The sequence below is a fragment of the Streptomyces sp. SID3343 genome (genome assembly GCF_009865215.1).
Classification (GTDB): Bacteria; Actinomycetota; Actinomycetes; order Streptomycetales; family Streptomycetaceae; genus Embleya.
Window position 1 is genome coordinate 1 of record NZ_WWJX01000187.1, and the last position, 7391, is coordinate 7391.

General features: G+C 70.5%; 10 protein-coding genes and 1 pseudogene. 2 read left to right on the plus strand and 9 right to left on the minus strand.

Annotated features, from left to right (window positions below; genetic code table 11):
• The coding region (locus tag GT354_RS07055) for a CAP domain-containing protein (RefSeq protein WP_237534459.1) at positions 1–430 on the plus strand (430 nt) is incomplete at its 5' end.
• A gap of 138 nt (positions 431–568) precedes the next feature.
• On the opposite strand, the gene GT354_RS07060 is transcribed toward GT354_RS07055, so the two are convergent.
• From GT354_RS07060 to rsmD, 8 genes are all read right to left on the minus strand, one after another.
• Complete coding sequence (locus GT354_RS07060; protein ID WP_161355380.1) at positions 569–1180, minus strand: hypothetical protein; 612 nt, start codon at positions 1178–1180, stop codon at positions 569–571.
• Between the two features lie 17 nt (positions 1181–1197).
• A complete protein-coding gene (mutM, locus tag GT354_RS07065) occupies positions 1198–2097 on the minus strand; it encodes a bifunctional DNA-formamidopyrimidine glycosylase/DNA-(apurinic or apyrimidinic site) lyase (RefSeq protein ID WP_161355382.1) in 900 nt (299 codons plus the stop codon).
• 174 nt (positions 2098–2271) lie between these two features.
• A complete protein-coding gene (gene rnc / locus GT354_RS07070; protein ID WP_346011904.1) occupies positions 2272–3000 on the minus strand; it encodes a ribonuclease III in 729 nt (242 codons plus the stop codon).
• 20 nt (positions 3001–3020) lie between these two features.
• Positions 3021–3194, minus strand: coding sequence for a 50S ribosomal protein L32 (gene rpmF / locus GT354_RS07075; RefSeq protein WP_161355386.1), 174 nt, complete (start codon positions 3192–3194; stop codon positions 3021–3023).
• A 2-nt stretch (positions 3195–3196) separates the two neighbouring features.
• Positions 3197–3712 (minus strand): YceD family protein, encoded by a 516-nt coding sequence (locus GT354_RS07080; RefSeq protein ID WP_161355387.1) that lies wholly within the window; start codon positions 3710–3712, stop codon positions 3197–3199.
• 263 nt (positions 3713–3975) lie between these two features.
• A complete protein-coding gene (locus tag GT354_RS07085; RefSeq protein WP_161355389.1) occupies positions 3976–4914 on the minus strand; it encodes a cell division initiation protein in 939 nt (312 codons plus the stop codon).
• 109 nt (positions 4915–5023) lie between these two features.
• The gene (coaD, locus tag GT354_RS07090; RefSeq protein WP_161355391.1) at positions 5024–5506 is read right to left on the minus strand and encodes a pantetheine-phosphate adenylyltransferase; all 483 of its coding nucleotides are present in this window, start codon (positions 5504–5506) and stop codon (positions 5024–5026) included.
• 60 nt (positions 5507–5566) lie between these two features.
• Positions 5567–6136, minus strand: a complete 570-nt coding sequence (gene rsmD / locus GT354_RS07095; RefSeq protein ID WP_161355392.1) for a 16S rRNA (guanine(966)-N(2))-methyltransferase RsmD — start codon at positions 6134–6136, stop codon at positions 5567–5569.
• Between the two features lie 231 nt (positions 6137–6367).
• Here rsmD and GT354_RS07100 point away from each other — a divergent pair, with 231 nt between their 5' ends.
• Positions 6368–6727 (plus strand): hypothetical protein, encoded by a 360-nt coding sequence (locus GT354_RS07100; protein WP_161355394.1) that lies wholly within the window; start codon positions 6368–6370, stop codon positions 6725–6727.
• Between the two features lie 205 nt (positions 6728–6932).
• Here GT354_RS07100 and GT354_RS07105 read toward each other — a convergent pair.
• Positions 6933–7391 (minus strand): annotated as a pseudogene (locus GT354_RS07105) (hypothetical protein); the annotation flags it as partial.

Below are 7391 nucleotides of genomic sequence, written 5' to 3' on the forward strand. Positions count from 1 at the left end.
GACCACGACCGGCAGCCCGGCCACGACGCCCACCACGACCCGGGCGAGCGCGCCGAGCAGCGACGAGGACAAGGTGCTGGCGGCGGTCAACGAGGAGCGCGCGAAGGCGGGCTGCGCACCGGTGAAATCCGATGCCAAACTCCGCGAGTTGGCCCGCGCGCACAGCGCGGACATGGCCCGGCGCAACTACTTCGACCACAACACGCCCGAGGGTCTGACCCCGTGGGACCGCGCGGAGAAGGCGGGTGTGAGCAACCTGGGCGCCGAGAACATCGCGCGCGGCCAAAAGACCGCCGACGCCGTCATGCGGGCCTGGATGAACAGTCCCGGCCACCGCCGCAACATCCTCGACTGCAGCCTCACCACGTTGGGCGTGGGCATCCAGGAGGGCGCCGGGGGACCGTGGTGGACCCAGGACTTCGGCCGCTAGACCGTTGGCTCCTGCCGTACGTCACCCGCTCGGCGGTCCCCCACACGCGTCAAGCCTCGCGTGTCGACACCTCGCGCCTCGAAGCCCGCGCCTCGAAGCCCCTCGCCTCGAAGCCCCTTGCGTCGGGAACCCCGCGCGTCACACGAAGCGTGGTGCGCCTACCCCCAGGCACGCCGCGAGCAGGCCGAACACGTGGGGCCCGGACTCGCCCTGGTTGCGGGCGAGTACGTCCTCGATCGGAGCCGCGAACGCGATCCGACCTGCCGCCGCGGCCCACCGCACCGCCGCCGCGGCCACCCTGGGCCGGGCCCGACCCAGGCCCGCCACGACCTCGTCGCGCAGTTCCGCGTAGCGCTCCGGGCGCGAGAGTTCGCCGCGGTCGCTGAAGACGTCCTCGCCGGAACGGGCGGACTCGAGTTCGAGGCGGCTCATCGCCAGGTGCGCCGCCGCGTCCCCCGGATTGAGCCACGCCTCCCACTCGCCCTCGTCGCTCACCCCCTGCACGTGCGCGACATGCGTCTCGAAGACCCAGCAGACCAGGACCGGCGAGGCGGCCTTGGCGGCCAGGGCCGTCATCCACGGGCGCTCGAACGCGTACGGATCGTCCGCGTGGTGCACGTGCGTCGCGAACCAACCGTCGCCGGCCTCCCACAGGAGGCGGGCCCGGTGCCGTTCGGTGTCCACGTGCGGGGCGAGTTCGGACAGCGGCGCGGCCGCGCGCACGACGACGATGTCACCGTTGAATCCCACGACGCGCTCCCTGTGCGCTAGTGCTGCTGCGGTGCCGGTCGACCCGCTGCCGCCGACAGGCGAGGCGGCCGTTGGCAGGCAGGGCAGAAGTAGCTGCTGCGGTTCATGAACGAGACGCGGCGGATCGCGGTGGCGCAGCGGTTGCAGGGTTGATCCTCGCGGCCGTACGCGTCCAGATCCCGGGAGAAGTAGCCGCTCTCGCCGTTCACGTTGACGTACAGGCTGTCGAAGGAGGTCCCGCCGACCGCGAGCGCGTCGGTCATCACGTCGCGTACGGAAGCGAGCAGCAGTGTGGTCTGTGCCAGCGTGAGCTTGCCCGTCGGCCGGGCGCCGTGCAACTTCGAGCGCCACAGGGCCTCGTCGGCGTAGATGTTGCCGATGCCGCTGATCAGGCTCTGGTCGAGCAGCGCGCGCTTGACCTCGGTGTTTCGGCGGCGCAGCGCCGCGTGGAAGAGCACGTCGTCGAACAGCGGATCGAGCGGATCACGCGCGATGTGCGCCATCGACGGGGGCAGGGTCGCACCGCCGCGCTCGACCGCGAGGCCGCCGAACGTGCGCTGGTCGACGAAGCGCAGTTCGTTGCCGCCGTCGGTGAACGTCAGGCGTACGTGCAGGTGCTTTTGCCGGGGCGTCTCGGGCTGCTCGACCAGGAGTTGCCCGCTCATCCCCAAGTGCGCCAGGAGCGCGTCCTCGGGCTCTTCGGCGCCGGGCGCCACCAGGGGCAACCACAGGTACTTCCCGCGCCGCATGGCGGCGTGTACACGGCTGCCCACCAGGGTGTCGGCGAAGTCGAGCGGACCGGCGAGGTGGCGACGCACGGCGCGCTCGTGGGTGACCTCGACGTGCGCGATGGTGCGGCCCACCACCCACGTCTCCAGACCTCTGCGGACGACCTCGACCTCGGGCAGCTCGGGCACGCGCGCACTCTCCCTGTAAGAACCGTCTCGCACGCGGGACGGGAAGACGGGACTTCGAATTCGGTACGAGGACGGGGAAACGCGAAAATGCCTGCCGGTAGGTGGGGTCGTGCCGAGTGGGCACAAGGCCGCTCCCGGTTCGAACCCACCTGTCGGCAGGCATTGGCTCGGAGACTAGGTGGTCGCCGGCGGCGTGCCGGAACCGTCCCCGTACTTGGCGCGGATCGAGTGCCAAGCGCTTTCGGCGGCCTGTTGCTCCGCCTCCTTCTTGCTTCGCCCGACACCGGTGCCGTAGTCGACACCCGCGACGCGAGCGAGCGCGGTGAAGGTTTTCTCGTGGTCGGGACCGGTCTCGGAGACCACATACTCGGGGACTCCGATACCCGCCGCGGCGGTCTGCTCCTGGAGGCTGGTCTTCCAGTCGAGACCCGCACCGAGATTCGCCGACTGCTCGATCAGGGGATCGAACAACCGGTGGATCAGTTCGGTCGCGGCATCGAGGCCCTGGTCCAAATACACCGCACCGAGGATGGCTTCGAGTGTGTCCGCGAGGATCGAGGACTTGTCTCGCCCACCCGTGCCCACTTCACCTCGGCCGAGCCGGATGAAGGCGCCCAGGTCCAGTTGTCGACTGACGCCCGCGAGGGCGCGCGAGTTGACGACGGCGGCCCGCAGTTTCGCGAGCTGACCTTCGGGCAGGTCGGGGTGCCTGCGGTACAGCGTGTCGGTGACGACGAGTCCGAGCACCGAGTCGCCCAGAAACTCCAGGCGCTCGTTGGTCGGGAGCCCGCCGTGCTCGTACGCGTACGAGCGATGGGTGAGGGCGCGTTCCAGAAGGGCGGCATCGAGCGACCAGCCGAGCCGCCCCTCCAGTTCCGCGTACTGCGCAAAGGATTCCGTCACCGGAACGACCACCGGCCGGATCAGACGTCGAGGACCTGGCGGCGGTTGTAGGTACCGCAGCTCGGGCACGCGATGTGCGACAGCTTGGGCTCACGGCAGCGCTCGCAGGTCACCAGGTTGGGGGCAGTGGCCTTCCACTGGCTCCGGCGGTGCCGGGTGTTGGAGCGCGACATCTTCCGCTTCGGAACAGCCACGGCTACTTCTCCTGGTTCTCGTCGGCGCGGGACGCGCCGTCAACGTCGGCTTCGGCGGAAGGTCCGTCGAAGATGCTGGTCAGCTTCGCCCACCGGGGATCGGCGAGCTCGTGGCTGTGGTCGGGGTCCTCCGCGAGCAGCGCTCCACATTCGGAGCACAGGCCCGGGCAGTCCTCCCGGCACAGCGGCGAGAGCGGCAGTGCGAGCACCGTCGCGTCTCGCAGGACCGGCTCCAGGTCGAACAGGTCGTCCTTGAGCCGGAAGGCGTCCTCGTCGGCTTCCGCGTCCGGGTAGACGTACAGCTCCTGGAAGCGCACCGTGAGCTCACGCTCGAGCGGTTCCAGGCACCGAACGCACTCGCCGGTCAGCGGCATCTGTGCGACGCCGGTGACCAGCACCCCCTCCATGACCGCTTCCAGCCGGATGCCCAGCTGGATGGGTGCACCGAGCGGAGCGCCGATCACTTCTGCCACGCCCATGTCCGCCGGGGCCGGCACGGAGCGGGACACCTTCAGCATGGATCCAGGCCGACGCCCCAGCTCGCGTGTATCGATGACGAGCGGTTTGCGGTGATCCAAGCGGTCCAGGGTGTCCTACCTCATGCAATGCCACCCCCCGTGGTGCGGGGGGCTCAACGGTCAGGGTTTCGCGATCCCTTGGAGCACGCGAAAAACGCGCCTCAGGCAGGGTCGGTCCGTAAGAGTATCGCAGCCCACGCGCCAGGCCCCAAACGGGGCCTTTCGAGCGACGGGACCAAGGCGCGGCCGGGGGCGGCGCGCGCCTACTGCTGCCGGCCGCCGTCCTGCTGGAACTGGCGGACGTCGATCAGGCTCGTGTCGAAGAAGCTGGTCTCGTCCAGCGACTGCGCGTACTGCGCCTGCGGGTCGTAGGCGGGCTGCTGTCCGGTGTTCGCCGGGTCGTGCCCGGGGGCGGGCGCGTACGGCTGCTGCGCCTGCTGGTCGTAGTGGGGCATGTCGTACTGGCCCTCGTAGCCGCCCTGGTAGGCGACGTCCTGGCCGTTGCCCTGCTGCGCGTAGACCGGCTGCCCGTAGGCGTCCTGGGTGTAGCCGCCCTGGTCGTAGGGGCCGGCTTGGGCCGGGACGACGGGCTGCTGTGCGGGCGGCGCGGGGTACTCCGGTTGCGCGGGCTGGGCCGGCTGGGCCGCGAAGGCCTCCTCGTGGCCGTCGAGCTGCGCCTGGAGGCTGCCGGGGCGGCCCTTGCCCTGGGCGTCGGCCAGCTCCTGCGCCTGCATGTACTCGCCGAGCTCGTCGGACGGGCGGCGGCCGCGCATCTTGTCACGGCCGCGGCCGATCGCGCCGAGGGTCTTGGTCAGCACGACCTCGAAGTTGGCCAGCTTCTGGTCGACGTAGTCGTCGGCCTCCTCGCGGATGCGCTGCGCCTCGCGGCGGGCCTCGTTCAGGATCCGGTCGGCCTCGCCGTACGCCTCGCGGGCGACCTCGGTGTCGGCGATCAGCGAGCCGCGTTCCTCGCGGGCGGTCGCCAGGACGCGTTCGGCCTCGCGGCGCCCCTCCTCGATGACCGACTCGCGGTCGCCGAGAACTCGGCGCGCGTGGTTGAACTCTTCGGGCAGGAGGTTCTTGAGCTCCTCCAGCCGAGCCACCACGTCCGCACGGTTGACCACGCACGATGCCGACATCGGCATCGAGCGGGCGCTCTCGACCAGTGCGATCAGTTCGTCGAGCTTGGGCTGCACGTCCACGGGCTTGCTCTCTCTCCTGAAACCGACGTTCGCCGTCGGATTCGACGGCATCGCGCGACGGACCTACCCACCGCGGGCGGTCGGCCCGAGGGGGATGGTGCGTGCTGCGTCAGCCCTGCGCGAGCCGTTCCGTGAGCCGGCGAAGCACGGTCTCCGGCACGAGACCGGATACATCGCCCCCGTACGTCGCGACCTCTTTGATCAGGCTCGACGAAAGGAAGCTGTAGAGGGGGTTCGTCGCGACGAACAATGTCTCCACTTCGGTAAGACCGTAGTTCATCTGCGCCATCTGCAACTCGTAGTCGAAGTCGGTGACGGCGCGCAGGCCCTTGATGATGGCCGGAATGCCACGTTCCTTGCAGAAGTTGACCAGCAACCCCTCGAACGCCTCGACCTTGACGTTCTTGTACTGCTCGGTGACCTCGTGCAGCATCTCGATGCGCTCGTCGATCGTGAACAGGCCGGAGGGCTTGGCTCGGTTGAAGCCGATCGCCACGTAGACCTCGTCGTAAAGGCTGGAAGCCCGTCCGATGATGTCCAGATGACCGTTGGTGACGGGGTCGAACGAACCAGGGCAGACGACTCGACGCAACGGAGGTTCCCCCTCGAAATCGGGTGCCGACGGGTTCGCACCGCCGGGTCGCGGGCCTGGTCAGGCGTGCGCGGCGCGACCGTACCAGAGCGTTCCCTCGCCGTAGCGACGGGACCTGATCTCTTCGAAATCCGCGGGCCACGCGAATGCCCCGCCGCGCGTCGATCGCTCGACCACGATCAGCGCGTCGGGCGCCGTCCAGCGGTTCTCGGCCAATGCGACGACCAGGGCGGCGACGTCACCGTCCGTGGTCGCGTAGGGCGGGTCGAGGAAAATCACGTCGAACGGCGCGCCGGGGCACGGTTCGAGGACCAGCTTCTCCACGCGTGCGACGCGCAGTTCGGCGCCGGGTTCCTTGACGATCGCGATGTTCTCCCGGACGGCCTGCGCGGCCTTGGCCTCGGACTCGACGAGCAGCGCGGCCGCGGCGCCTCGGGACAGCGCCTCCAGGCCGACCGCGCCGGAGCCGGCGAACAGGTCGAGCACGCGTGCGCCGTGGAGATTGCCGCGCAGCGACATCAGCGACGAGAAGAGCCCTTCGCGGGCCCGGTCGGAGGTCGGGCGGGTCTCCTCGCCCGGCGGTGTGACGAGGCGGCGACCGCGTGCGGCGCCGGCGATGACGCGCGTCATGCGCGCGGTCCGGTGGTGTCGTGCCCAAGGCGCGTGTCCTGCATGGTGACCACGCTAGCGACTGGAATCGGCCGACGACATCCGGGCCGGAGATACCCGGCGTGAGGTGTCATACGCACAGGGCGAGCGGATCGTATGCGGGGTGTGCACGGCGGGGACGCCTCCGCCGGGTCGACCAGTCGTGAACCTCGCGCTGCCCTCGCGGCAGCCTCACCGAATCGGGAGAACCCGATGAAGCTCCGCACCCTGCTCGCCGGCACCGTCGCCGGAGTCGCCCTCGCCGCGTCCGGCACGGCGCCGGCCGTTGCCGGTGCCCCGCAGCCCGCGACCTGTTACGTGGACGAGGACGGCACCCTGCACTGCGCCAACGGCACGAGCGACCTGCGCTCCGCGCCCTTCTTCTCCGCGCCCGCGGTCGGCCGACTGACCAGCACGTACAGCTGGTTCAGCTGCTGGGCCTCGGGAGACCCGCACAGCGGCGGCAACACCATCTGGTACTACACGAACGGCGACGACGGCGGGCACGGATTCCTGCCGGCGCAGCGAGTCTTCACGCCGCAGGACCCGATGCCGGGCATGCGGCACTGCTGACCGGGTGACCGGGTGACCGGGTGACCGGGTGACCGGGTGACCGGGCGGTCGAGTGGCCGGGTGGTCGAGTGACCGGGTGGCCGGGCTGCCGGGTGATCGGGTGGTCGAGTGACCGGGCTGCCGGGTGATCGGGTGACCGGGTGGTCGAGTGGCCGGGGAGTGGAGATCGTCCTGCTCCCCGGCCACGCGCCGCGGCCCGACGGGCTCAGTCGGAGCAGTCCGGGACCTCGGCCTCGTTGCGGGTGCGGACCGCGGGCAGCCAGCCCTCGACTCCCGTGTCGCTCACCACGATGCGATACCAGTGGCGGGAGCCGACCCCGGTCTCGTCGTTGACGAGCGGACCGTCGGCGCGCATGCAGATCAGGAGCACCCGGTCACCGTGCCACACGCGCGCGGTCAGGTCGGCCATCCGCGTGGAGACCTTCGGTTCCTTGAACACCCCCAGGGAGCACACGATCGTGCGCTGGGTTCGGCACGGGATCTCCGTGTTGTAGACCGGCGTCTGCACGCTCCCCGCCCGGGCCGCGGGCGGTTCGGGCACGGCTGCGGGGCTCCGCCCCGATCGGCCCGCGAGGTAGGCGCCGAGGCCGACGACGGCCACCACCATCACCGCCGCGAGCGCGACCGCGAACGCGCCGCGCCACACCGGACGCGCGGTGGGCGG

Coding starts and splice junctions, on each gene's coding strand:
- GT354_RS07080 (WP_161355387.1), bottom strand. CDS start 3,712: ATGCTGAAGGTGTCCCGCTCCGTGCCGGCCCCGGCGGACATGGGCGTG.
- rsmD (WP_161355392.1), bottom strand. CDS start 6,136: ATGACGCGCGTCATCGCCGGCGCCGCACGCGGTCGCCGCCTCGTCACA.
- GT354_RS07100 (WP_161355394.1), top strand. CDS start 6,368: ATGAAGCTCCGCACCCTGCTCGCCGGCACCGTCGCCGGAGTCGCCCTC.